The organism is Idiomarina sp., from assembly GCF_048265525.1.
GTDB lineage: Bacteria > Pseudomonadota > Gammaproteobacteria > Enterobacterales > Alteromonadaceae > Idiomarina.
In genome coordinates this window covers 378,179-401,571 of sequence record NZ_JBLXBI010000001.1, presented here as the reverse complement: position 1 = coordinate 401,571, position 23,393 = coordinate 378,179, and the positions used below count along the sequence as shown (strand labels likewise).

Genomic DNA, 23,393 nt, shown 5'->3' with positions numbered 1-23,393 from the left:
ATGAGCGAAACCATTGCACCAAACAAAGTCGTGGCTATCAACTATGCCGTTAAAACGGAAGATGGCCAGACCCTGGACCAGTCAAAAGATGGCAGCCCACTGAACTTCATCCACGGTCGTGGCATGCTGATTCCTGGTCTGGAAAATGCACTGGAAGGCAAAAAAGTTGGCGATAGCTTCACTGCGGAAGTTAAACCAGAAGAAGCTTATGGCGAACGTCATGACGGCTTAATCCAGACTGTACCACGTAACCTGTTCGGCGAGAACGAAGTGCAGCCGGGCATGCAGTTCCGTGCCAGCACGGATCAAGGCGAGCAGTCTGTTGTTATCGTTGAAGTAAAAGACGACGAAGTAACTGTTGACGGTAACCACCCATTAGCCGGTGTTAACCTGAACTTTGACGTAGAAGTTATTGAAGTCCGTGAAGCGACTGAGCAAGAACTTGAGCACGGTCACGTTCACACTGACGGCGAAGATCACTAAGCCCTGCTTTTTGATTTTGATAAAAGAAACCCGGCTAATCAGCCGGGTTTTTCTTTTCTAGCGCTTAACTTAAGAGATCTTTTAAGCCGCGACGACCTCACGTTCTAACTCTAACAGTTGCTGTTTACGCTCCAGTCCGGCAGCAAACCCACGCAGCGAACCGTCCTGACCAATAACCCGGTGACACGGAATAACAATAATAAGCGGATTTTTTGCAATGGCGCTGGCTACAGCGCGTGTTGCTGTGGGTTGATTCAGCTCATCAGCGACCTGCTGGTAACTCAAAGTTTTCCCGACAGGAATGTTCCGCAATACCGATAAGACCCGCTGTTGAAACTCTGAAACCTGAGGGTTTAACGGCAAATCGAACTGATAATTAGAGTTACTGAAGTAGGCTTGAACTTGATGGGTAGTGGCTTGTAGTAAGTCGTTCGAGGGATTACATTCAAACTGGCTCATATCAGGGCAGTACTTTTGCCCTTCATAATACAAACCGAGCAGATAATGGTTATCCGCAACAGCATACATCTTACCCATCGGAGTCGAAAATTCAGAATAGTACATACCCACCTCGCCTTGCCCGCACTGCGCCCATAAAAAACGCGTTAACTCTCTATAGAAAATGACTATAGCAGTTAACGCGTTTTCTGTGCCATTTTTAGCCGGTTAAATTAATCCGCTTTTGGGCGCATGTGGGGGAACAATAATACGTCGCGAATAGACGCAGAATCCGTTAGCAGCATAACCAGACGATCAATACCAATACCCTGACCGGCTGTTGGCGGCATGCCGTGCTCCAGTGCGGTAACGTAATCTTCGTCGTAGAACATGGCTTCGTCATCGCCCGCTTCTTTCTGCTCAACCTGCTCGCGGAAACGTTCAGCCTGATCTTCAGCGTCGTTCAACTCTGAGAAACCATTAGCTAGTTCACGGCCACCGGCAAAGAATTCAAAACGGTCAGTCACAAACGGATTATCGTCGTGACGACGTGCCAAGGGTGAAACTTCAGCCGGATACGCTGTAATGAACGTAGGCTGAATTAGACGATGCTCGGCAACCGTTTCAAAAATTTCGATTTGAACTTTGCCTAAGCCCCACGACGGCTTAACGCTGACACCAACCTGCTCTGCAATTTCAGTAGCACGATTCATATCATTAAGCTGTTCAAGGCTCACTTCAGGCATGTATTTGATAATAGCTTCAAGCACTGTCATGCGCTCGAACGGCTTACCAAAGTCATAATCCACGCCCTGGCTGGTAAACTGAGCAGAGCCTAACACCGACTCAGCCGCACCGCGTAACATTTGCTCGGTTAAATCCATTAAGTCGTGATAATCCGCGTACGCCCAGTAGAACTCCAGCATGGTGAATTCAGGGTTGTGGCGCGTTGACAGACCTTCATTACGGAAATTACGATTAATTTCGAACACCTTCTCAAAACCACCAACGACTAAACGTTTCAGGTAAAGTTCTGGTGCAATACGTAAAAACAGCTCCATATCCAGGGCGTTATGGTGCGTGCTGAAAGGACGAGCTGCTGCGCCACCAGGAATGGCCTGCATCATCGGTGTTTCAACTTCCAGAAACTGGCGATCACTTAAAAAGCGACGAATATAGTCAATGATTTTAGAGCGGGCCACGAAAGTACTGCGAGACTCTTCGTTGGTAATCAGGTCTAAATAACGTTGACGATAACGCATTTCCTGATCTGACAAACCATGGAATTTATCCGGCAAAGGACGCAGAGCTTTAGTCAGCAAACGTACTTCGTCAACTTGCACGCTTAACTCACCGGTCCCGGTAATAAACAAGGTACCAGAGGCGCCGAGAATATCGCCTAAATCCCATTTTTTAAATTCAGTGTTGTAATAACCTTCAGGCAGATTGTCGCGGGCAACATACAGTTGAATTTTGCCGCTCATATCCTGGATGGTTGCGAAACTGGCTTTACCCATAATACGGCGGGTCATCATACGGCCCGCAACTTTCACGCGAATGCCTTTTTCTGCCAGCTCTTCTTTGCTCAGGTTATCGTATTCAGCGTGTAAGTCAGCAGCTAACGAATCCCGACGGAAATCGTTCGGGAATGCGATGCCCTTATCGCGAAGCGCCGACAGTTTCGCCTTTCGCTGCGCGATCTGTTCGTTTACATCTACTTCAGGTGCCTGCGATTTATCAGTCATTATCGATTTTCCTCTGTCGGGATACTTAAATTAAACTTACAGCCCGCTTTTTAAGCTGGCTTCAATAAATGGGTCAAGTGCGCCATCAAGCACAGCCTGAGTATTACGGTTCTCGATACCAGTACGTAAATCTTTGATACGCGCATCGTCCAGAACATAAGAGCGAATTTGACTGCCCCAGCCGATATCAGCTTTTGAGTCTTCTAATGCCTGTTTCTCTTCGTTCTGTTTCTGTAATTCAAATTCGTACAATTTCGCTTTCAGCTGTTTCATTGCTGAGTCGCGGTTCTTGTGCTGCGAACGGTCACTCTGACATTGCACCACAATACCCGTCGGTTCGTGCGTTAAACGAACAGCAGAGTCGGTACGGTTAACGTGCTGACCACCGGCACCAGAGGCGCGATAGGTATCCACCCGCAGGTCGGACGGATCAATTTCAATATCAATATCGTCATCTACTTCCGGGTAAACAAACACAGAGGCAAATGACGTATGACGGCGATTACCTGAGTCAAAGGGTGATTTACGTACCAAACGGTGCACACCGGTTTCGGTGCGCAGCCAGCCGTAGGCGTATTCTCCAACCACACGCACTGTCGCCGATTTAATACCAGCGACATCGCCTTCTGACAGCTCAGTGATTTCCGCTTTAAAGTCATGCGTTTCTGCCCAGCGCAAGTACATGCGCAGCAGCATATTAGCCCAGTCCTGAGCTTCGGTTCCGCCGGAGCCTGACTGAATATCCAAGTAACAGTCTGCCGAGTCGTTGTCTTTTGAAAACATACGACGAAACTCTAACGCCTCAAGCTGTTTTACTAAACCGGACAGCTCTTCATGGGCTTCGTTAAAGGTATCTTCGTCTTCTGCTTCTACCGCAAGATCAACCAAACCTTCGACATCATCCAGTCCCTGCTGAAGTTTATCCAGGGTTTGTACCACTTGCTCTAATGCCGCACGCTCTTTACCTAACGCTTGCGCTTTTGGCGGATCATCCCAGACATTGGGTTGTTCCATCTCACGGGTCACTTCTTCCAGACGCTCTAACTTAGCATCGTAGTCAAAGATACCCCCTAAGCGAATTACTACGCTCACGCATTTCTTTTATGTTGTTGTAGGTTGCGTTGGTCTCAAACATGCCACTGCCTAATTTTGTTAGTTCTAAAAGGGGCGTAGTTTAACGTATTGCGCGTATTTGCTCCACCAACAACTGAACGTTTGTTCGCCCGCGGAAGTGATTAAGTTGTGGCTTGTATAAAAGTTCAACAACCGAGATCTGTCGCGCGGGCCATTGTTGTGTATCGACGTTAAAGGCAATGGCATCTAATAACTCGCCTTGCGGATGACGTACCACCAATTTTAAATGTCGCTCTCCGACAATACGCTGATCCACCAATTCAAATTGGCCGTCAAACATAGGTTCAGGAAATTGCTGCCCCCAGGGACCTGCACTTTGCAGCATATTCACACTATCCAGCGAGAGTTGCGGTGTTGTGAGTTCGCCATCAGACCAGAATACACGCTGCTTCTGTTCTTCTGACAACCACTCCGACGCAACTTGCTCCGCCAGTTCGGAAAAGCGCGTCAGATTTTCTTTTTTCATGGTTAAGCCTGCGGCCATAGCATGGCCCCCAAAACGTTCCATAATGCCCGGCTGTAGACTATGAACGCGTTCCAGTAAATCGCGCATGTGCAGACCACTAACTGAACGTGCGGAGCCTTTTAACAGTTCGTCGTCATCGTTTGCCAAAGCAATAACCGGACGGTTCACCTGCTCTTTTACCCGGCCCGCGACAATACCGATAACCCCCGCATGCCAGTCGGGCTGATACAAGGTGACTAAATCAGGCACCTGCCCCTGATCAAAACGCAGCTTCGCGACAGCGCTTTCGGCGTGCTCGCGCATTTCAGATTCAATCGATTTACGCTGCTGGTTTAAATCGTTAAGCTGCTGTGCTAACTGCTGCGCCCGGGAATCACCCGCTAATAAGCATTCTATTCCCAGCCCAATATCGTCTAAACGGCCAGCAGCATTAATTCTCGGACCAAGAGCAAACCCTAAGTCACTGGCAGCCAGCTGACTGGCGTCACGGTTCGCAACTTCCAGCAACGCCTTAATTCCGGGGCGGCTCATACCTTTACGAATACGGGCTATACCCTGCTGCACTAATACGCGGTTGTTATAATCCAGTGGCACAACATCAGCTACAGTACCAAGAGCAACGAGATCCAGCCAGTCGGCCAGGTTAGGTAAAGGCTCAACACCTTGTTCACGTAACGCTGAACGCAACGCAAGCAGGACATAAAACGCCACACCCACACCCGCTAAATTTTTACTGGGAAACTCACAGCCATGCTGATTCGGGTTCACTATCGCATTAGCCAGAGGCAGCTCTTCAGGCGGTAAATGGTGGTCGGTAACCAGCACCTGTATGTCCTTTTCACGAGCAAGTGCAATAGCTTCATGCGCCGCAATGCCGTTATCGACAGTTACAATTAACTGCACATTCTCTACAGCCAGTTGTTCTACCATGGCAACAGACAAACCATAGCCGTCAGTCATTCGATTCGGTACACGATACCCCACTTGGTGCAGACCAAAGGCTTGCAAGGCCGACACCATTAATGCCGAGCTGGTTGCGCCATCGGCATCAAAATCACCACAAATACAAACCTTTTCTTGGTTTTTTAACGCATTTTGCAGCAGTTCAACGGCTTTACTGATGTCTTTTAACGAAGAAAAATGCAGTAACCCGGAGGCTTTCAAAGATAATTCGTCAGCACGACGGACACCCCGGCGGGCATAAATTTGCCGCAACAAAGGCGGTATTTGTTGCGGCAAAAAGTCATCGTCAACGACTTGATAACGACGTATTTCGTAATCACTCATGAATTACTGTGACTCACCTTTTTTAATTTCAGCAATTAAACGTGATGCAGGTAGCGCTCCCGGTACTAAACGACCATCGGGAAGAACAATAGCCGGAGTACCACTTACCCCAAAAGATTTGCCCAGTTGGTAGTGATCAGCAACCGGATTGGAACAACTTGAGTCGCCACGGTAATTTTCATCTTCTTTAAAGGCGGTAATGGCCGCTTTTTTATCATCGGCGCACCAAACCGTTTGTAGCTGTTGCCCACCTTTGCTACTCATGCCGCCACGGGGAAAGGCCAGGTATTTTATAGTAATGCCTTCGGCGTGATAGCTGTCCATGTTCTCGTGCAGGCGCTGACAATAACCGCAGGTAGTGTCAGTAAAAATCGTTACCTGATATTTCTCATTCTCAGCCGGGTACACGATCATATCGTTTTCAAAGCCTTTCAGCATTTTCAGGCGAACTTTAGCCATACCCGCTTCACTTAAGTTTTCTGGTTCACTACCGGTTATATCAAACACATTGCCACTAATAAGCCGTTCACCATCATCTGACACATAAAACATGCCCTGATTAGTCACCGCACGGACATAGCCATCAATTTCACCGGGCTCTGTCGACAACACTTCAATACCAACTTTACTCAGGTGCCGGGTGTCAACTTCATTTTGTTCAGCACTAATTGCCGGCGCACTAAAACTCGCACCAACCAGCCCTACTAATCCAACTACAGACATTAAATTGCGCATAAATACCTCTTAAATTAACTGTCCGAACCCTACCCTGTTACCAGCCAAAATGCAATTAGCCGCGCGGGTGATGCTGAGCATGTAAGGCCTGCAGACGTTCACGTGCAACCTGGGTATAAATTTGTGTGGTAGATAAATCACTGTGACCTAACAATAGCTGTAAGACACGTAAGTCGGCACCATGGTTCAGCAAATGCGTGGCAAAAGCATGGCGTAAAGTGTGTGGCGACAAATGTGCGTAAATGCCGGCTTGTTCGGCGTAATGCTTTAATCTGTACCAAAATGCCTGACGTGTTAATAACGAGCCTCGCTGTGTAACGAATATCCAGGGACTGCTCTTATCCGTTATTGCCGGACGTCCGTGCTTTAAATAATTGTCCAGCCACTCCAGCGCTTCCTCACCCAAAGGCACTAAGCGTTCCTTATTACCTTTGCCGACAACCCGAACTAAGCCTTGCTGGCGGCTCAACTGGTCATATTGCAGGCGAATAAGTTCGGTTACCCGTAATCCGGTGGCATAGAGCACTTCCAACATCGTCCGGTCACGCAGACCAATCGGAGTTTCTGTATCAGGTTGTTCCAATAAAGAAATCACATCGTCTTCGCTTAACGAATGTGGAATGCTTTGCGGTAATTTAGGGCGTTTTAAGCGTGCGGTTGGGTCTACTGCCACCCACTGCTGTTTTACAGCAAACTGGAAGAATTTCTTCGTCGAACTTAAAAAACGCGAGGTGCTTCGTGGCGATAAGCCTTGCATACGCCGCCACAACAGGTAGTCCTGCAGCACCACTTCATCGGTGTCCATTAAGGATTTTTTAAGCGATAGCAAATATTCACAATAACGGCGTAAGTCACTGCGATACGCGGCTTGAGTATTATTACTGGAACCATGATGCAGCCAGAGATGCTCAGTAAAAGCATCAATACGGTCTTCATCCTCTGGGCGGAGTTGCTTCATGGGTTTTGGAAATTAGCGAAATGATAATACCATTATGCCGCATAGCGAGAGCAGCTGAAACTGCTTGTGCGAAACTCTCCGAAAAGAATCAAGTTAAGCGCTAATGAGTAATGCCCAGTTTTTGCAGAACATCGTATAGGCCAGCGGGCCCTTTGTGTTTGTACTCGTCTTTTTCTTCCGTTTGTGGCTGCTTTTTCTTTTCCAGCCGCTGACGAACACGCCAGTCCAGGTTGTGAAGAAGCTCCAGGGGCAAACGATCAGGTGTTGCGTCGGGAATAAGCGGCTGAGGATGAGTTGCGTCCTGTAGTTTAAAGTCTGACAACTGGCTGACTGTTGCATAGACACCGCTAGCAAGCACCATACCCGGCTTTGCATCTAAAGGTCGCGCCCTGCCTGCACCAATGCTTCTTTGCCAGTTAACTTGCGCAGGGCGTTCAGAAATAACCGGGTCGTCACCCAACGCAGATACCCAATAAGCAAACTCGCCTGCGAAGCCGTGGTTAACTGCTTCGCTCGCGTGTTGCTCAAAGAAATGAGCGGCCTGGTTTTCGACAGCAGCATTCTGTACAGCTGAAAATTGACTCATTAAGACTCTGGATAATCGGTTACAGATACTTCTGTATCGGCCAAAGTCCTAAAAGTTTAAGTTTTCTCTTTACAGCTAAGCTAAGACTGTTATTATACGCGCCTCTTGAGTGGAGGGGTTCCCGAGTGGCCAAAGGGATCAGACTGTAAATCTGACGGCTCAGCCTTCGCAGGTTCGAATCCTGCCCCCTCCACCATTTCTTTACTGCACCGCCAGTTAGCTCTCAGCCTGAATTACTCTTCCGAAAGCGTTATAACCACCTTACCCTGAGTTTTATTATCTGCAACATAATCCACTGCCTGCTGAATATCGTCAGCTGCAAAAACCTCATCAATAATGGGTTTTATGGTGCTGCTTTTAAACTTATCACCAAAATCACGCCACAAACCTTGTAAAATTTGCCCTTTGCGTTCCGGTGATAATGCTCTAAGGGTTGAACCAATCAGCTTTTGACGCTTCATCAGCATTCGCCCGAAATCAACTTCACCAGTCAAGCCAGCCATTAAGCCAATTAAAATAATACGACCATCCTGTGCCAGATACTGCTGGTCTTTTGCTATGGACTCACCGGCAACAGGATTCAGAATAACGTCAACTTCACCCAAGTCTTTAACTTCTTCAACAATGTTCTGTTTATGGCGGTTAATTGCATGCTTTGCACCCAGTTTAAGACAAAACTCTGCTTTCTCTCCGCTACCCACTATGGCGATAAGTTCGTTACCGCTTTCCCGGCACAGCTGTGTTAATGATGAGCCTACGCCACTTGCACCCGCATGAGCTAATACCCTCTCTCCGGGTTTTAAGCCAGCTAGTTGATAGACATTAAGATAAGCCGTAGCAAAGGTTTCCAGCCAGCCCGCAGCTTCTTCATGACTCCAGCTTTCTGGCACCTCCAGTATTTGTTCAGCGGAAACATTCACCTGCTCAGCAAAGCCGCCGCCAGCCAATAACGCGCTAACACGTTGCCCGGTTTGCCAACCATTGACCTCGCTACCCACTTTTTCTATAACACCGCAGACTTCTAAGCCGGGAACAGCTGACGCGCCTTTAGGTGGTGGGTATTTCCCGGCTATTTGCATTAAGTCGGCACGATTCAGACCGGCACTTAATACCCGCAGCTGAACTTCATTAGCTTGAGGTTCGTCCAGCTCAGGATGGTTCTTCCAGTGTACTTTTTGTTCGGAAATAGCAATTGCTTTCATATCAGCCTCCGTTGCCGCTTAACATTATTGAAATTAGCCAGTATGCTGTCGGTATGAATAAGATCAGGATACTGTTTGACACAAATGGACAAAACCTTAGAGCTCAATAATAAACGCGTATTATTAATAGATGACCAGAAGCCCTTTCAGGTCATGCTCAAAGGCTTGCTGTTAAACTTGGGGGCGCAGGACGTACAAGTCAAGACCACTGGCGAAGCCGGCATTGCCGCTTACATCAAAAATCCGCACGATATTCTGCTGGTAGACTATAACTTAGGGCGGGGGCGCAATGGCCGTCAGGTTTTAGAAGAACTGCAAGTTCGTGGGTTAATGAAAGAGCACACTCTGTTCTTTATTATTACCGGCGACAACACTCGCCCTATGGTACTCAGCGCACTGGAACTGCAACCCGATGATTATTTGATGAAACCGTTTTCACATCGTGTGTTGCGCTCCCGTCTGGTGCGGGCTTATAAACGCCGCATGTGGTTAAAAGACGTATTCAAAGCGCTGACCAATCATGATTATGAAGCCTGTATTGATGCCTGCCAGAAACATATTCAGTCTAACAGCCGTTACAGTAATTACTGCCGCAAACTGCAAATTGAGTTGTACAACAAAACCGGGCAATTGGATAAAGCGGAAACGGCAATTAAAGAATTGCTGGAAGAAAACTCCCACAGTTGGGTCTTTCTAAAACTGGCTGAAACACGGTTATTACAAAACTCTCCCGAAGAAGCGCTGAATATTCTTAATCATTTAATTAAGCGCATGCCTAATGCTGTTGAAGCTTATGATCTGAAAACCGAGTGTTATCTTCAACAGCAACAGTTGGAAGACGCTTTGGAGAGCGCCCGTGATGCCATTACTATGGCGCCATTTTCAATTGAAAGACAAACTAAGCTGGCTCATATTGCCCGCGACAACGGCGACTTTGATATTGCCAAGCAAGCCATGAACAACGTTTTGCAAATAGCCCGTAAATCGGTTTTTCGTAACGCGCATCACTTGTGTAACTATTTACGCAGTATTTTAGATGCGGCCGAAAATAGTGATACACCGCAGCAAATCAGTAAGTATCAGACAGAAGCAACAATGGAGCTACAGCGTGCCCGCTATGACGAGCATCTGTTGCATGCCGATATTTCGTTTGAGGATTTGGAATCCATTTTATTATCGCGTATTGATTCATTTAATGGTCGTTTACGCGAGGCTCAGCAACGCTTAAACGAAGTTGTTGGCGAAAAATTGGCGCACAACCAGCCTATCAATAAAGACTTATTACCTGACGTTATCGCCATTTTGCTGGATGTCGGAGAGTATGAAAAAGCAAATGCCCTGGCAGAGAATCAGGACGAAAACCCGACTCTTGACAGTTACACCTCTAAAATTTTACAGGCGCGCTTAGCTGCTGCTCAAAAACAGCAGGATAACTTCTTTGAGGTTCACAAAGCAGGCTTAGATGCATACCAGCAAGGCGACTACATTCGTGCACTGGAGCTGTTTCGTAAAGCCATGGAAGCCGCGCCAATGAACAGCGGCGCCGCGCTTAACTTCATTCAGGCCGCCGTCCGTTATGTTGAAGAAACACCGGGTGGAGAGCGAGTTCGGCTTAAGAAAGAATGTGATAATTGCTTTAAAGTCTTAGAAGGACTGCAATTATCCAGTAGCCACAGTAACCGCTATGAGCGGTTACTGGAGCAAACTGAAGGGCTGGAACTGCGCTAGCTTAGTTTTTGGTTAGCGGCTAACTGACCTGATTGATAATCCTTAATAGCCTGCTCAATCTGATCCGACGAATTCATGACAAAAGGACCGTATTGGGCAATGGGTTCTTCAATAGGTTTAGCGGCCAATAAGATAAAGCGCGCATTTTCAATAGCGGAAAAATCTAATGTTTCAGCAGGATCAAGCAAGATCAACTCGCCCTCTTTCGCGGCCTCACCATTCACTGTCAGCTCACCCTGATAAACATAAACCAAGCGTCGTTTTTGCCCTTGTGACGGCAAACTGAAGCTGTCACTTTCTAAGTGAACATCGAGCATTTGAAAGTCTCGTCCCGGAGCATTTACTGGACCCTCCTGCTGCTGGTATTTCCCTGAAATAATCCTGATCAGAGCATCACCATTTTTCACTTCAGGAATGCTGGCTGCCGGATAGTCGTGCCACTCAGGATCACTCATTTTTTCATCGCCCGGCAAGTTAACCCATAGCTGAAAACCCCACATAAGGCCCTCAATTTGCTTTGGCATTTCCGCGTGAATAATACCTTTCGCCGCTTTCATCCACTGCACACCGCCAGCATCAACTTCACCGCTATTACCCACAGAGTCTTTATGTTCCATAGTACCTGCCAACATATAGGTCAGGGTACAGAAACCACGGTGTGGGTGCGGCGGAAAACCAGCAATATAATCGTCAGGGTTATCAGAACGAAACTCGTCCAGCATTAAAAACGGATCCTGATGTTTTAGCCCCGGCTGATTAATAATACGAGTAAGTTTAACTCCCGCGCCATCCTGCGCCGGCATTCCCCGGTGTTTGGCTAAAATAACACTCATGACTGGCTACTCCCTTTGTTACCCCGGTTATGTGCTTGGTGAAAATCGATTTCCGGCCCCTTAGGCACTACTTGTGTCGGATTAATGGTTTTATGGCTGGCATAGTAATGCGTCTTAATGTGGTCCATCACGACGGTCTCTTCTACGCCCGGGTGCTGGTATAGCTCCAACAAGTAATTCCACATATTGGGATAATCAACGATGCGCTTCTTATTGGTTTTAAAGTGCCCGAAATAAACGGCATCGAAACGAACCAAAGTAGTAAATAAGCGCCAGTCCGCCTCGGTTAACTCGTCACCGGCTAAATATCGGCTCTGACTAAGAATACTCTCTACTTTGTCTAAGGCAGCAAATAGCGATTCATACGCTTCTTCATACGCCTGCTGTGTAGTCGCGAAGCCACTACGGTAAACGCCGTTGTTAATGTCGTTGTAAACCCACTCATTAACGTCTTCTATCTGCTTTTGCTTATCTGCAGGAAAGAAGTCCAGCGTATTCCCGGTCAGCTTGTTAAACGCTGAATTGAAAATACGGATAATTTCGGCTGATTCATTGTTCACTATGGTCTGATTTTTCTTATCCCATAGCACCGGAACGGTTACTCGCCCGGTGTATTCCGGGTCGGCTTTTAAATACAGCTGATAAAGAAAGTCGGCATCATACAATGGCTCGTTAAGCGGTGCGTCTGAAAACTCCCAGCCATTCTCCAGCATCAGCGGGTGCACAACGGAAACATCAATGTGACTTTCCAGGCCTTTTAATTTACGGAAGATAAGCGCCCGGTGAGCCCACGGACAGGCGTAAGAAACGTAAAGGTGGTAACGCCCTGATTCAGGCTCGAACTCAGTGCCCTGAGCTACGGTATTGCGAAACTGTGATTCGCTGCGAACAAAGCGGCCACCGTGTTTTTTGGTGTCATACCACTTGTCGTGCCATTGACCATCAACTAATAAACCCATAATAAACTCCTTAAGTTGGTATACCCTTATAATAGAGTCTATTTTTTGGAATTATTAGCGCATTATTTTCTATTTATTATTCTAAAAAATAGAACTATAGAAAGGATTCAACCACATCAGCGGCTTTTTCGCTCGCCGACAACTTCAATTGCTGGTGAATATTCGTAAACTGATCTAGCAGCGGCTGGTTATCTTGCTCAATCAACCGCACTAGCGCTTGTTCGATTGCTTCTTCCGAGGCTTCTGATTGAGCCAGTTCCGGCACAATTTCTTTATCCGCTAAGAGGTTAGGTAAGGAGAAAAAAGGTGCGTGAAATAAACGTTTAATGATTTGATAAGATAACCAATGAAAACGATAAGCTACCACCATTGGCCGTTTAATCAGCAAGGCTTCAAGCGCAACAGTTCCCGACGTTAGCAGTAAATAATTGGCTGCCGCCATGACTTTTCGGCTTTCACCAACAGGTAATGCAATATTCAGATCGGGGCTGTACTGATCAACTAATTCCCGGAATTGTGTGGCGCGAGCTTCGCTTATCATAGGGGCAACAAAGCGTAGTTCTGGATATTTTTTTGCTAGCTTGTTCGCCACCTTCAAAAATACCGGCGCCATACGGGCAATCTCACCCTTACGACTTCCAGGTAAAATGGCAAGATACGTAGCATCAGGTTCAAGTTTCAGCTCGCTACGTGCTTCCGTTTGTTGCCACTGCATAGGAATATCATCCGCCAGAGGGTGACCAACAAAAGTTGCTGGTAGCTGGTGTCTGTCGTAGAAGTCTTTCTCAAAAGGCAATAAACACAGTACGTGATCTACGGACTTTCTTATTCCTTTGATACGCCCCTCACGCCATGCCCAGACAGATGGACTGACATAATGAATAGTAGAAATACCGGCTTTTTTAAGGCGAGCTTCAACCGTCAGATTAAAATCAGGGGCATCAATGCCTATCATCACATCCGGTTGCTCAGAAATGAGATAGTTGACCAGGTTTTTTCTGTGTTTTAGCAGCTTAGGAAGCTGCTGAAAAACCTCAGCAATGCCCATAACAGCCAAATCATCCATAGCAAAGAACGAGTTCATCCCCTGCTCTGCCATTAAAGGCCCGCCGACCCCAATAAAAGTTGCATTGGGGTGACGTTTAGCAATGGCCTGCATTAGCCCGGCGCCTAACAGATCACCCGAGTGCTCACCGGCAACAATAGCTATTTTAGGCGGCTGGTTGCGGTTCATTACGGACGAATAATGCCTCGTGAACTGTTTTCAACAAAAGCTTTAAAGCCATCCAGCGCCGGTTCATTTAATGCAGAAATACCTTCCAGAGCTTCGTCTACAGTCAGGCTGGAGCGGTACAATATTTTATAGGCACGACGCACATTTTGGATTTGTTCGGGTGTATAGCCGCGACGTTTTAAGCCCTCGGCATTGATTGTTCTAGGCTTGGCGTTATGGCCCTGCGCCATCACAAAGGGAGGAATATCCTGAACGATAATAGAATTAACCGCGGCAAAAGAATGGGAACCAATATGACAAAATTGATGCACACCGCTCATGCCACCCAGAATAACCCAGTCACCTACGTGAACATGGCCGGCCAGAGTGACCTGATTAGCAAAGATATTGTCATTACCTATGACGCAATCATGAGCAACATGTACGTAAGCCATAAACAGGTTATTATCGCCAATTTTGGTTAACGAGTTATCCTGCACCGTACCACGGTGAATGGTTACCGACTCGCGGATGACGTTGTTGTCACCAATCTCAAGCTCAGTCGGTTCGCCGTCGTATTTCTTATCCTGACAGTCTTCACCAACCGACGCGAATTGATAAATGGTATTGTTTTTACCAATGGTTGTCGGGCCTTTTAAAACAACGTGTGAGCGGATATCGCAGTTGTCGCCGATAACAACATCGGGGCCAATAACCGTCCATGGACCGACACTAACGTTAGTACCGAGTTTGGCGCTGGGGTCGATAATTGCGGTTTCGTGAATCACTTAAACTTCTCTTCTTGCACAAATGATTTCAGCAGTACAGGCAACGTCACCGTCGACTTCCGCGCGACCAGTAAATTTCCAGATACCACGACGTTCTTTTTCGAAGGTAACAAAGAAATCAACGGTATCACCCGGGATAACCTGACGTTTAAAGCGGGCGTTATCGATACCGGCAAAAAGGTACAAATCGTTTGCATTCTTCTTGCTTTCGGTAATTTTAAAGCCTAATAAACCGCAAGCCTGAGCTATAGCTTCGAGCAATAACACTCCCGGGAAAATAGGCTTCGCCGGAAAATGCCCATTAAACATAGGCTCATTAAAAGTCACGTTTTTAATCGCGTGCAACGAGTCTTTAGAGTTTGTTTCTATAACTCTGTCTATTAATAAAAACGGATAACGATGAGGCAGTAAATCTAATACGCCCTGAATATCAAACCCTGATTCCGTAATTTTCAAACCTTTCACCTTACTCAATTATTATCGTCAGCTTGTTTTTCTAACTCTTTGACACGCTTGAAAAGATCATCCAGCTGACGGAATCTCGCTCCATTACGTCGCCATTCGCGGTGTCCACTGGCAGGAATACCTGACGCATAAACACCTGGCTCGGTGATTTCTTTTATCACCATAGCAAATCCCATAATTTGCACGTCGTCGCACACACTAATATGACCGTTAATAGCCGAAGCTCCGCCTATCATACAGCGCTTACCAATGCGGCAGCTACCTGCGAGTACAGTACAGCCTGCAATAGCCGTGTCTTCATCAATGAAAACGTTATGTGCTATCTGACATTGATTATCAATAATACAACCCGACGAAATAATGGTGTCGTCCAGCGCTCCACGATCGACCGTTGTACTGGCACCAATTTCAACGTTGTTTTTAATAACAACACGACCCAACTGAGGGATTTTTAGCCATTTCCCATTATCAGGTGCCCAGCCAAAACCGTCCGCACCAATAATAGAACCGGAATGAAACAGGCAATCATCGCCAATAATACAGCGATGGTAGATTTTAACGCCTGACCAAAGTGTGCATCCAGAGCCAATTTGCGTTTCAGGGCCAATATAGCAATGTGGTCCAATACTGGTGTTATCACCAATTATAGCGCCATCATCAATGACCGTATATTCGCCAATACTAACATTTTTGCCTATGCTGGCTGACTGCGCGATTTTCGCAGATTCAGCGACACCTTTCGCAGGTTTCGGCGTGGTGTCTAATAGCTGCGCTATTCGAGCAAAAGCCGCGTAAGGGTTGGACACCCGAATCGCGTTATCAATCGCCTCGCTGTCGTCTCTTTCAGAGACAATAACTGCGCCGGCAGAGGTTGTTTCTAACTGGCTTTTGTAACGGTTATTCGCTAAAAACGCGATAGCGTCACCAGTAGCAGACTGCAAGGTTGCCACGCGCAAAATGGGGAGCTGCGAATTACCTCGCACCTCCCCACCCACATGGTCAGCCAACTGCTGCAATGTGTACTCAGCCATAAATTAGTTACCTGAGGTCATTTTCTCGACAACAGCACCAGACAAATCATTATCGGCTTTCATGTAAGTAACTGCGTTGCTTTCAAGAACCATATCGTAGTCTTTAGCTTCTGCAACAGCAGTAATCGCGTCCTGAACTTTTCCAAGTAACTTGTTACGTTCTTCATTTTGGCGACTACGAGTATCTTCTTGTAACGCTTTGCTCTTCAGCTGTGCTTCAGAGATAGTTTGCTCAAGATCACGCTCTAACTGAGTTTTCTCAGAAGCAGACATGATTGACGCATCGCGTTCCTGCTTTTGACGCAGCTCCTGAACTTTCTGTTCAAGGCGACGCATTTCTTCAAAGCGATCCTGAAACTCAGTTTGCAGTTGCTCGGAAATTTGCTCACGTTGTGGTAACTGCTGGAATACTTCCATCATATCGACCACACCAATTTTTTGTTGTGCTTGTGCGGCACCAGCAAAAAGCGCTGTGGAAACAGCAACCGCTGCAGCTGTAGATTTAATTAACTTTTTCAAGGTAAAACTCCTTCAAATTTTATTACTATATTTGATTATTATAATCAGAATGTGGTTCCGATATTAAATGAGAACACTTGGGTTTCATCACCCTCAACTTCTTTCAAAGCCCGACCTAACGAGAAAGTTAATGGACCCATTGGAGATATCCATTGCACTGACACACCAGCCGATGCACGGAAGTCTCCCGGCGAACTATAGTCGGTTAACGGTTGTGGACTGGTATTTTCCAAGTCCTTGTATCTATCGTAGTCGAATTCAGTATCCCAAACCATACCAAAATCAACAAAGACACTAGTTCGTATGCTATTACGCATACCTTCGTCAACAAATGGCGTCGGTACAATTAGTTCCAGTCCACCAGACACTTTAGCGTTACCGCCTAAAGAATAGTTGTTTTGCACAAACAACTGCTGATTACCCGTTTCTGAACTGTAGTTCGGTGTCGGCAACCCGGTAAAGTCCGGGATACCCTCTGAGTTGACCGATTCAGGTACAACATACACAGCTCTGGGACCGACAGTATTCGGTTCGAAACCACGTAAGTCGCCCTGACCGCCAATACGGAAGTACTCCCAGAACGGCAACAGGTAATCATTTCCTGCATTGTCTTCACCGTAACCGTTACCATAACCTAAATTCAGTCTGGTGAGAAATGACCACTGCTGGTCACGACTTAGCGGGTAATAATGTTTGTATTCATAGTTTAAACGAAAATACTTTACGTCACTAAATGGCGCTGAAACTTCAGCACTGGCACGCTGCGACGAACCACTTGTCGGGAACTGTCCTCGGTTTAATGTTACCCGTGACCACCCTGCGTTCAGTTCATAAATGTCGAAACTAATCGGCCTTTCGGGATTCTGGTCATCCAGATAAGACCGGTAAAACTGCTGAATTTGCTCAATACTCTGGTTCTGTGAATTTACGCTCACTTCCTGGTTTTTATAACCAATACCAAAGTTTAAGCGGTTAATTTCATCAATTGGGAAATTAAGTCCAGTCGATACCCCATAGGTTTTCTGGTTATAGTTTACGAGGTTTTGCGCATTACCCGCGTCAAACTCACTCATATAAACCTGACCTGAAAGTCCAACGCCATTCATGGTGAAATAAGGGTCAGAATACGACAAGCTGACGTTTTTATTAAACCGGCTGGTGCTGATATTGAAACCAACCCGGTTACCGGTACCTAAAAAGTTGTTTTGCTGAACACCGGCATTAAGCTGCAAACCAGAGTAATCGCCGTAACCGATACCGGCATTAAAGGAACCTGAAGGTTGCTCTTTAACCTTGTAAGTCACATCAACCTGATCATCACTGTCTTCAACCCGTTCAGTAGAGGTTTCTACGGTTTCGAAATATCCCAGACGTTGAAGACGAACTTTACCTTGTTCAATGTTGCTATCAGACAACCAGGCACCTTCAAGTTGGCGCATTTCGCGGCGTAACACCCTGTCTTTGGTCGCGCCATTGCCCTCAAAGTTAATGTGGCGAACATAGACACGTTTTCCGGGATTTATTGAAAACGTAATTTTAACAGTTTTATCTTCGTCATCGTGCTCAGGAATAGCCTTAACCTCTGGGTACGCATAACCATAGCGCCCATAAAAACGGCTGATCATATCTTCAATGTAAGTAACCTGTGCCGCGTTATAAAGCGTACCTTCTTCTATTTTAGCGATTTTTCCAACCAGCTCGTCATGCCCTTTCAAGTCGCCGATAACGTCCGTTTCGCTAATATTGTATTTATCACCCTCATTCACATTTATGGTGATATAAATACCTTCACGATCCGGCGTCATAGAAACCTGTACAGACTCCACCCGGAAGCGCAAATAACCGCGGTCACGATAGAATGACTCTAAGGTTTCCAGGTCACCGCTTAACTGTTGTTTCTGGTAACGCTTTTCACCTATAAAGTTCCACCATGGAAGGCTATCCCGAAGTTCAAAGGTATCCAGTAATAGCTCATCAGCGAACGCCTTGTTGCCCACAATGTTGATTTGTGCAATTTCAGCGGCATCGCCTTCTTCAAAATTCATACGCAACTCAACACGGTTACGCGGCAAGTCCACAACCTGCACTTCTACCGACGCATTGTATTTACCAACGCTGTGATAAAAGTCTTCCAGACCTTTTTCTATGCCTGAAATAGTGGTTCTGTCTAAAGGCTCACCAGTAACAATATTATTATCAACCAGGCTCTCTTGAAGCTGCTCGTCTTTAATATCGCTGTTACCTTCAAAGGTGATTTCGGCAATGGTTGGCCGTTCACTAACGGTGAAGATCAAAGTGTCTTCACTTCTGCGCGCATCGATATAGTCGAAATGAGTAGAAGAATAAAGTGAACGAATAGCGCTGCGAATTTGCAACTCGCTAACTTCGTCACCGACTCTCACAGGTATGTAGGTTAACGCTGCGCCTAACGCAACACGTTGTAACCCTTTAACTTCAATATCTTCGACAACAAATTCATCTTGTGCGTAGGCTGGTGCTACTGCACCTGCAATCATGGCACTCACTAACAGCTTTTTAAACGTCATTATCACTAGCTACTTATTGTTAATTCGTGACTCAGAATGCGAAACGGGCGATGTCATTTGATATTGCTAACGCCATCAACGCGAATACCAGCACCCCACCAATCCTATAGCAAACGTCTTGCACTCTTTCGGATACCGGCTTACCGCGCACCCATTCAATGCTGTAAAACATCAAATGACCGCCGTCTAATACCGGTAAAGGTAATAAATTAATTATCCCTAAATTGACACTTAACAGCGCCAAAAAACTTAAAAAATAAACGAACCCATTGCTGGCACTAACTCCAGCACCTTCGGCAATACTTAAAGGCCCTGCCAGGTTCTTTACAGAAACATCTCCGGTCAGCAGTTTACCTATCATTTTCACGCTAACAACCATCAATTCCCAAGTTTTTTCTGCGCCTTTCGCTAAGCCGCTAAAAAAACCATATTGATGCGTGAAAACGTAATCCTCTGGCAAAGGCTCTGTTACCGGAACTACGCCAAGGTAGCCTATGACACCATTTTGGCTTTCCCGTTCCCCTATTTGAACAGAAATTTGCTGCTCAACCTGATTCCTCTGAACCGTAAATAAAACGTCCTGTCCCGCCGATTCAGCGATTATTTTACGTATTTCAGTCCAACTTTCGACATTTTCATCACCAATTCGGGTGATTGTGTCACCTTCTTTTAATCCGCCGGCCTCGGCTGGGGAGCCACTTTCTACCTGGCTAAGTTCGGTATAAACAGCGGGTTGATAAACCTCAATTCCCAAACTGCCAAAGGTCGATTCCGTTTCCGGATCAAACTGCCAGCCACTTAAATTCAGTGTGCGTTTTACTTCATCACCGTCCGGCGTTCTTAATGTGAGTACTGTTTCATCGTCGCCAATTGCCGACATAAGCCCCAGCTGAACCTGTTGCCAGTCATAGGCTTCAACATTATCAACTGAGAGAATTTCGCTGCCTCTTTCAAGCTGAGCTTCGGCTGCAACAGAGCCGGCTTTTACATCGCCTATAACCGGTTTCACCGTTGGAACACCAATGCCAAACATTAACCATAAAACAGCGACCGCTAAAACAAAGTTCGCGATTGGACCGGCAGCAACTATCGCAAAACGTTTATATACTGATTGCGCGTTAAAGCTAACATCTCGCTCTTCCTCGCTGACATCATCAATACGTTCGTCCAGCATGCGAACGTAGCCACCAAGGGGAATAATCCCCAGTTGATAAACCGTGCCGTCTTTGCCTTCACGTTTCCATATCGCCCGGCCAAAACCAACCGAGAAAGTTAACACTTTTACACCGCAGCGGCGCGCAACCCAAAAGTGCCCAAACTCGTGAAAAGCAACTAAAATACCGAGAGTTACAACGAAGGAAAAGAAATACCAAATTGCGTCTATCACTGTGCGTACTCCTGCAACCACTTATTGGCCGCTAAACGCGCTTGTTTATCTATGGCTAACAGCGTCTCTAAGCTGTCGGCCTCGTCAGCTTGTATTGACTGCAATACCGAATCACAAACCTTTGCAATATCAGTAAAACCAACCTGTTCTTGTAAAAATGCCGCAACGGCAACTTCGTTCGCCGCGTTTAAAGCCGTAGTGGCCCACTGCCCTTCCCAACACGCTTCTATCGCTAACTGTAAACACGGATAACGTTGCGCTTCGGGCTGCTTAAAGGTCAGTTCGGCTATTTGAGTAAAATCTAAGCCCGCAACACCGCTTTCTAAACGCTCGGGATAACCCAACGAATGGGCTATCGGTGTGCGCATGTCCGGCTCGCCCATTTGAGCAAGTACGGAACCATCGGTGTATTGCACCATAGAGTGAATAACGCTCTGCGGATGAATAACAACTTTAAGTTGGTCGCGTGAACAATTGAATAACCAGCGGGCTTCAATATATTCCAGCCCCTTGTTCAGCATGGTGGCGGAATCCACTGAAATTTTCCGACCCATGGACCAATTTGGGTGATTGCATGCCGCACCCGGAGTTTGTTGCGGCAACTCCTCAAGAGGTATATCGCGAAACGGACCGCCGGAGCCGGTTAACAGTAAATACTGTATGCCATGCTCCGCTAACGCCATAGTACCAACCTGTTGCTGCGCAGCCTGGGGTAAACACTGAAAAATAGCGTTGTGCTCACTGTCGACCGGGATAATTCTAGCGCCGGAACGTTGAGCATGATCAATAAACAACTGACCGCTCATGACCAGGGCTTCTTTATTGGCCAACAGTACGTCTTTGCCTGCATCAATTGCAGCCAGTGTCGGTGATAGTCCGGCCGCACCGACTATAGCCGCCATGACCACATCCACCTCACTGGCTGAACTGACTTCAGCTAAAGCCTGCTCTCCATACATAACCTGAGTTGAAGTCTGTTGACCGAGCAGCGATTTGAGCTCAGCAGCGGCATTTTGTGAGCCCATAACCGCATATTGCGGATTATGCTTTACACAAAGCTCAGCCATAGCGCCAACCTGGCTATGGGCAGTTAAGGCAAAAACCTGAAAGTCATCCGGATGCCGTGAAACAACATCCAATGTGTTTTGACCAATGGAGCCGGTTGCTCCCAAAACTGTTATTCGACGCATAGGTTTAATGCAAAAACTCCAGATAAGCTAAGGTGAAAATAGGCACTGCAGCTGTAAGACTGTCAATACGGTCTAGAATTCCCCCGTGCCCGGGTAAAATTGAGCCGCTGTCCTTAACCCCTGCGCTGCGTTTAAACATGCTTTCGTTTAAATCACCAAATACTGAGGCAACCACGGTAAACAATCCGGTTAAGTAATAACCGGTAAATTGATCGGCCGGCACTTTGGTCCAGTGCGCCACAACCATCATCACTACAAAAGCTAAGGTCACACCACCACAAAGGCCTTCCATTGTTTTACCCGGGCTTACCGCTGGCATCATTTTATTACGGCCATAACGCACGCCGGCAAAATACGCACCAACATCAGCAGCCCAAACCAGCAGTAAAATAAAGAGAACAACCCAGCCACCAAAGAAGCGCGACTCATCAATATCAATTGAGCGAACCGTGACTAATGCCGCCCAGGTAGGAATAAAAATTAACAAACCGAATACGCCGACAATGGCGCGGGTTCGCGACCACATACGTCGGCTGGAGGGATAATTTACGATCATTGCCAGCGCAACGACCCACCAGACACCACCGGCTAAAATGGTGTAATAGATGAGTTTAGAGAGCTCACCGCCCTCCCACAAATGCTCGTAGGGAGCCAGCCAGGACAACACGCCAATTATGGCACCGACAAATAAGGTGTAAGCGATGCGCGCTGAAATGCGACGCACGCCCATTAGCGGAGACCATTCCCAGGCGCCCAGCATAAGGACCCCCTGAATGAAAAGAGCAAAGCCCCACAACGGCAGCATAAAAACACCGTACAGTGCCACCGGAACCAGCAATAGTGCTGTAATAATACGTTGTTTTAGCAAGTGTTATTCCTCTATCCGAGTTTCTATGCCTTGCATTAGCACGGTTAATTGTTCGCTCGTTAAACCAAAACGGCGTTCCCGTTGCGCAAAATCTGTAATTGCCTGAGCAAAGGCCGTATCGTCAAAGTCAGGCCATAATACGGAGGTGAAATACAGTTCGGCATAAGCCAACTGCCATAAAAGAAAGTTACTGATACGATGTTCACCACCTGTACGAATGAGTAAATCCGGCAAAGGCTGGTCTGCCATCATCAATTCGCCGGCTATTGTCTGTTCAGTAATTTCCGCCGGTTCTATTTCACCCGCTTTCACTCTCTCAGCTAATCTACGACTGGCTTGTGTAATATCCCACTGGCCGCCGTAGTTCGCTGCTATGTTTAGATTGAGTCCGCTGTTACTTCGCGTTTGCTCTTCTGCTTCGCTCATGCGCTTTTGCAAACGTTTTGAAAAAGCCTCTTTGTCACCAACTATGCGCAAGCGAATATCGTTGTCATCTAATTTTTTAATTTCGCTTTTCAGTACTGACATAAACAATTCCATCAATACCGAGACTTCTGTTGCCGGACGCTTCCAGTTTTCACTACTGAATGCGAACAAAGTCAGTGACTCAATACCGTTACGGCGAGCAAAAGCAACTGCCTTGCGCACTGCTTCCGCGCCGGCTTTATGCCCGAAGGTTCTTATTTTACCGCGTTGTTTCGCCCAGCGCCCGTTACCATCCATTATAATGGCAACATGCTTGGGTACTAACTGCTCAATTGACGGTAATTCTTTCATTCAATCTGCCGTAAACATTAAAAAACGCCGTGCGAGTATACCTGACACGGCGTCA

22 protein-coding genes and 1 tRNA gene are annotated in these 23,393 nt (G+C 46.7%); 3 read left to right on the top strand and 20 right to left on the bottom strand.

The window, feature by feature from the left end; genetic code table 11:
• A complete protein-coding gene (slyD, locus tag ACN0TF_RS01920; protein WP_034820491.1) occupies positions 1-483 on the top strand; it encodes a peptidylprolyl isomerase in 483 nt (160 codons plus the stop codon).
• Between the two features lie 81 nt (positions 484-564).
• Here the strand turns inward: slyD and ACN0TF_RS01915 are convergent, their stop codons facing one another.
• The 7 genes from ACN0TF_RS01915 to ACN0TF_RS01885 all read right to left on the bottom strand — a co-directional run bounded on the left by ACN0TF_RS01915 (position 565) and on the right by ACN0TF_RS01885 (position 7,832).
• Positions 565-1,047, bottom strand: a complete 483-nt coding sequence (locus ACN0TF_RS01915; RefSeq protein WP_417440537.1) for a methylated-DNA--[protein]-cysteine S-methyltransferase — start codon at positions 1,045-1,047, stop codon at positions 565-567.
• A 107-nt stretch (positions 1,048-1,154) separates the two neighbouring features.
• Positions 1,155-2,666 carry a lysine--tRNA ligase gene (gene lysS / locus ACN0TF_RS01910; RefSeq protein ID WP_417440536.1) on the bottom strand — a complete coding sequence of 504 codons (1,512 nt, stop codon included), beginning with the start codon at positions 2,664-2,666 and terminating at the stop codon, positions 1,155-1,157.
• A 36-nt stretch (positions 2,667-2,702) separates the two neighbouring features.
• Positions 2,703-3,801 (bottom strand): peptide chain release factor 2 gene (gene prfB, locus ACN0TF_RS01905; RefSeq protein WP_417440535.1). Its coding sequence is split into 2 segments (ribosomal slippage): positions 2,703-3,725 and positions 3,727-3,801, totalling 1,098 coding nucleotides; the frame shifts between segments, so codons are not numbered across the junction.
• 39 nt (positions 3,802-3,840) lie between these two features.
• Positions 3,841-5,553, bottom strand: a complete 1,713-nt coding sequence (recJ, locus tag ACN0TF_RS01900) for a single-stranded-DNA-specific exonuclease RecJ (RefSeq protein ID WP_417440534.1) — start codon at positions 5,551-5,553, stop codon at positions 3,841-3,843.
• A gap of 3 nt (positions 5,554-5,556) precedes the next feature.
• Entirely contained in the window at positions 5,557-6,288 is a 732-nt protein-coding gene (gene dsbC / locus ACN0TF_RS01895) for a bifunctional protein-disulfide isomerase/oxidoreductase DsbC (protein ID WP_417440533.1), read from the bottom strand.
• Between the two features lie 55 nt (positions 6,289-6,343).
• A complete protein-coding gene (gene xerD, locus ACN0TF_RS01890) occupies positions 6,344-7,246 on the bottom strand; it encodes a site-specific tyrosine recombinase XerD (protein ID WP_417440532.1) in 903 nt (300 codons plus the stop codon).
• Between the two features lie 100 nt (positions 7,247-7,346).
• Positions 7,347-7,832 (bottom strand): VC2046/SO_2500 family protein, encoded by a 486-nt coding sequence (locus tag ACN0TF_RS01885; RefSeq protein WP_417440531.1) that lies wholly within the window; start codon positions 7,830-7,832, stop codon positions 7,347-7,349.
• A gap of 111 nt (positions 7,833-7,943) precedes the next feature.
• Here ACN0TF_RS01885 and ACN0TF_RS01880 point away from each other — a divergent pair.
• Positions 7,944-8,028, top strand: a tRNA-Tyr gene (locus ACN0TF_RS01880).
• Positions 8,029-8,065: 37 nt separating this feature from the next.
• Here ACN0TF_RS01880 and ACN0TF_RS01875 read toward each other — a convergent pair.
• Positions 8,066-9,034, bottom strand: a complete 969-nt coding sequence (locus ACN0TF_RS01875; protein ID WP_417440530.1) for an NAD(P)H-quinone oxidoreductase — start codon at positions 9,032-9,034, stop codon at positions 8,066-8,068.
• 84 nt (positions 9,035-9,118) lie between these two features.
• Between ACN0TF_RS01875 and ACN0TF_RS01870 the strand changes: the two genes are divergently transcribed.
• On the top strand, positions 9,119-10,762 hold the full coding sequence (locus ACN0TF_RS01870) for a response regulator (RefSeq protein ID WP_417440529.1): 1,644 nt from the start codon (positions 9,119-9,121) through the stop codon (positions 10,760-10,762).
• On the opposite strand, the gene ACN0TF_RS01865 is transcribed toward ACN0TF_RS01870, so the two are convergent.
• The 12 genes from ACN0TF_RS01865 to uppS form a co-directional block, all read right to left on the bottom strand.
• Positions 10,759-11,595, bottom strand: a complete 837-nt coding sequence (locus ACN0TF_RS01865; RefSeq protein ID WP_417440528.1) for a pirin family protein — start codon at positions 11,593-11,595, stop codon at positions 10,759-10,761. The two genes, ACN0TF_RS01870 and ACN0TF_RS01865, sit on opposite strands and share 4 nt — an antisense overlap.
• Positions 11,592-12,554: a glutathione S-transferase family protein gene (locus ACN0TF_RS01860; RefSeq protein WP_417440527.1), complete on the bottom strand. Its 963-nt coding sequence runs from the start codon at positions 12,552-12,554 to the stop codon at positions 11,592-11,594. Before ACN0TF_RS01860 ends, ACN0TF_RS01865 begins: the two co-directional genes overlap by 4 nt.
• A gap of 94 nt (positions 12,555-12,648) precedes the next feature.
• Positions 12,649-13,788, bottom strand: a complete 1,140-nt coding sequence (lpxB, locus tag ACN0TF_RS01855) for a lipid-A-disaccharide synthase (protein ID WP_417440526.1) — start codon at positions 13,786-13,788, stop codon at positions 12,649-12,651.
• Positions 13,788-14,555 (bottom strand): acyl-ACP--UDP-N-acetylglucosamine O-acyltransferase, encoded by a 768-nt coding sequence (gene lpxA / locus ACN0TF_RS01850; RefSeq protein WP_417440525.1) that lies wholly within the window; start codon positions 14,553-14,555, stop codon positions 13,788-13,790. Before lpxA ends, lpxB begins: the two co-directional genes overlap by 1 nt.
• On the bottom strand, positions 14,556-15,011 hold the full coding sequence (gene fabZ, locus ACN0TF_RS01845; RefSeq protein WP_011234085.1) for a 3-hydroxyacyl-ACP dehydratase FabZ: 456 nt from the start codon (positions 15,009-15,011) through the stop codon (positions 14,556-14,558).
• 14 nt (positions 15,012-15,025) lie between these two features.
• Positions 15,026-16,051 carry a UDP-3-O-(3-hydroxymyristoyl)glucosamine N-acyltransferase gene (gene lpxD, locus ACN0TF_RS01840; protein ID WP_417440524.1) on the bottom strand — a complete coding sequence of 342 codons (1,026 nt, stop codon included), beginning with the start codon at positions 16,049-16,051 and terminating at the stop codon, positions 15,026-15,028.
• 3 nt (positions 16,052-16,054) lie between these two features.
• Positions 16,055-16,570, bottom strand: coding sequence for an OmpH family outer membrane protein (locus tag ACN0TF_RS01835; protein ID WP_417440523.1), 516 nt, complete (start codon positions 16,568-16,570; stop codon positions 16,055-16,057).
• 44 nt (positions 16,571-16,614) lie between these two features.
• Positions 16,615-19,116: an outer membrane protein assembly factor BamA gene (gene bamA, locus ACN0TF_RS01830; protein ID WP_417440522.1), complete on the bottom strand. Its 2,502-nt coding sequence runs from the start codon at positions 19,114-19,116 to the stop codon at positions 16,615-16,617.
• A 31-nt stretch (positions 19,117-19,147) separates the two neighbouring features.
• Positions 19,148-20,503: a sigma E protease regulator RseP gene (gene rseP, locus ACN0TF_RS01825; RefSeq protein ID WP_417440521.1), complete on the bottom strand. Its 1,356-nt coding sequence runs from the start codon at positions 20,501-20,503 to the stop codon at positions 19,148-19,150.
• Positions 20,500-21,693 carry a 1-deoxy-D-xylulose-5-phosphate reductoisomerase gene (ispC, locus tag ACN0TF_RS01820; protein WP_417440520.1) on the bottom strand — a complete coding sequence of 398 codons (1,194 nt, stop codon included), beginning with the start codon at positions 21,691-21,693 and terminating at the stop codon, positions 20,500-20,502. Before ispC ends, rseP begins: the two co-directional genes overlap by 4 nt.
• Before the next feature lie 4 nt (positions 21,694-21,697).
• Positions 21,698-22,561 carry a phosphatidate cytidylyltransferase gene (locus ACN0TF_RS01815; RefSeq protein WP_011234091.1) on the bottom strand — a complete coding sequence of 288 codons (864 nt, stop codon included), beginning with the start codon at positions 22,559-22,561 and terminating at the stop codon, positions 21,698-21,700.
• Between the two features lie 3 nt (positions 22,562-22,564).
• Positions 22,565-23,338 (bottom strand): polyprenyl diphosphate synthase, encoded by a 774-nt coding sequence (gene uppS, locus ACN0TF_RS01810; protein ID WP_011234092.1) that lies wholly within the window; start codon positions 23,336-23,338, stop codon positions 22,565-22,567.
• Positions 23,339-23,393 lie beyond the last annotated feature (55 nt).

Excerpts from the sequence above, each read along its gene's own strand:
- ACN0TF_RS01860 (WP_417440527.1), bottom strand. The coding sequence starts at position 12,554 with ATGGGTTTATTAGTTGATGGTCAATGGCACGACAAGTGGTATGACACC.
- recJ (WP_417440534.1), bottom strand. The coding sequence starts at position 5,553 with ATGAGTGATTACGAAATACGTCGTTATCAAGTCGTTGACGATGACTTT.
- uppS (WP_011234092.1), bottom strand. The coding sequence starts at position 23,338 with ATGAAAGAATTACCGTCAATTGAGCAGTTAGTACCCAAGCATGTTGCC.
- ACN0TF_RS01885 (WP_417440531.1), bottom strand. The coding sequence starts at position 7,832 with ATGAGTCAATTTTCAGCTGTACAGAATGCTGCTGTCGAAAACCAGGCC.
- lysS (WP_417440536.1), bottom strand. The coding sequence starts at position 2,666 with ATGACTGATAAATCGCAGGCACCTGAAGTAGATGTAAACGAACAGATC.
- ispC (WP_417440520.1), bottom strand. The coding sequence starts at position 21,693 with ATGCGTCGAATAACAGTTTTGGGAGCAACCGGCTCCATTGGTCAAAAC.
- dsbC (WP_417440533.1), bottom strand. The coding sequence starts at position 6,288 with ATGCGCAATTTAATGTCTGTAGTTGGATTAGTAGGGCTGGTTGGTGCG.
- lpxB (WP_417440526.1), bottom strand. The coding sequence starts at position 13,788 with ATGAACCGCAACCAGCCGCCTAAAATAGCTATTGTTGCCGGTGAGCAC.
- ACN0TF_RS01875 (WP_417440530.1), bottom strand. The coding sequence starts at position 9,034 with ATGAAAGCAATTGCTATTTCCGAACAAAAAGTACACTGGAAGAACCAT.
- lpxD (WP_417440524.1), bottom strand. The coding sequence starts at position 16,051 with ATGGCTGAGTACACATTGCAGCAGTTGGCTGACCATGTGGGTGGGGAG.
- slyD (WP_034820491.1), top strand. The coding sequence starts at position 1 with ATGAGCGAAACCATTGCACCAAACAAAGTCGTGGCTATCAACTATGCC.
- xerD (WP_417440532.1), bottom strand. The coding sequence starts at position 7,246 with ATGAAGCAACTCCGCCCAGAGGATGAAGACCGTATTGATGCTTTTACT.
- ACN0TF_RS01870 (WP_417440529.1), top strand. The coding sequence starts at position 9,119 with ATGGACAAAACCTTAGAGCTCAATAATAAACGCGTATTATTAATAGAT.
- ACN0TF_RS01915 (WP_417440537.1), bottom strand. The coding sequence starts at position 1,047 with ATGTACTATTCTGAATTTTCGACTCCGATGGGTAAGATGTATGCTGTT.
- ACN0TF_RS01865 (WP_417440528.1), bottom strand. The coding sequence starts at position 11,595 with ATGAGTGTTATTTTAGCCAAACACCGGGGAATGCCGGCGCAGGATGGC.
- bamA (WP_417440522.1), bottom strand. The coding sequence starts at position 19,116 with ATGACGTTTAAAAAGCTGTTAGTGAGTGCCATGATTGCAGGTGCAGTA.